Annotated in this window: 1 protein-coding gene; it reads left to right on the forward strand. The window is 69.6% G+C overall.

Annotated elements, in window-relative coordinates:
- On the forward strand, window positions 1-1312 hold a 1312-nt coding region (locus BIS11_RS17805; RefSeq protein WP_253586757.1), incomplete at both ends, for a glycosyltransferase.

Below are 1312 nucleotides of genomic sequence, written 5' to 3' on the forward strand. Positions count from 1 at the left end.
ACCCTCGCCCATGAGCGGGCGGGTCCCAAGGTGGAGCTGGTTCGCCTGGCCACCCAAAGCCCCGGCTATCTTTCCAAGGAAGCGCTGTGGCGGGAGCTGCCCTCCTTCGTCGAGGCGCTGGACGCCTGGCTCGATACCCAGCCAGACGCCCCGGACATCCTGCACGCCCACTACGCCGATGCCGGCGAGGTCGCCGCCGAGATCCAGGCGCGTCGCGGCACTCCCTTCGTGTTCACCGCCCATTCGCTGGGGCGCAGCAAGCTCAAGTGCCTGGCCGACGGCCATATCGACGAGCCGACCCGGGCCGCCCTCGCCCGGCGCATCGTGTTCGAGGAGCGTGCGATCCGCGAGGCGGCGCTGATCGTCGCAAGCTCCCGCGACGAGGCCGAGAGCCAGTACGCCGACTACACCCACTATGCGCCGGGCAAGATTCGCGTGATCGCCCCGGGCAGCCACCTCGACGAGTTCGCGACCGCCCGCCCGACCAAGGCAGTCGACGCCCTGCTCGCGCCCTTTCTGATCGACCCGGACAAGCCCGCGCTGATCGCCATCGCCCGGCCGGTGACGCGCAAGAACCTCGCCACCCTGGTGCGTGCCTTCGGCGAGAATGCCGCGCTCAGGGAGAAGGCGAACCTGGTGATCGTCGCCGGCGTGCGTGATCACATCGACGCGCTCGAGCCGGAGCTTGCCGACAACCTGCACGAACTTCTGACCCTGATCGACGATTACGACCTCTACGGCCACGTCGCCTACCCCAAGCACCACGCCCCGGAGGACGTCAAGGCGCTCTACGCCTGGGCGCGCGAGCGCCACGGCGTCTTCGTCAACCCGGCGCTCAACGAGCCCTTCGGGCTGACGCTGCTGGAAGCCGCCGCCGCGGGGCTTCCGCTGATCGCCACCGACAGCGGCGGGCCCAACGACATCATCGAGCAGTGCGCCAACGGCGTGCTGGTCAACCCCCGGCGCCCCGATGACATCGCCCGGGCAGCACTCGAGCTGCTCGACGACCCGGCGCGCTGGCAGGCCATGGCGGACAACGGCCGCCAGGCGGTACTGGCCTTCGACTGGCAGCGCCATGCCGAGCGCTACCATGACCTCGTGGCCCGCCTGCTGCGCCCGCCCAGGCGTTCGGTCCTCGAGCAGGTCACGGCACTTTTGATCTGCGATATCGACAACACCCTGACCGGCTCGCCGATGGGCGTGCTGGCGTTCAACACCTGGTTCGCCGAACAGCGAGGGCTCGGCTTCGGCGTGGCCACCGGGCGAAGCTTCCACAGCGCCCTGGCGATTCTCTCCCAGGCGGGCATTCCCT

This window comes from Halomonas sp. 707D4, from assembly GCF_024158685.1.
Lineage (GTDB): Bacteria > Pseudomonadota > Gammaproteobacteria > Pseudomonadales > Halomonadaceae > Vreelandella.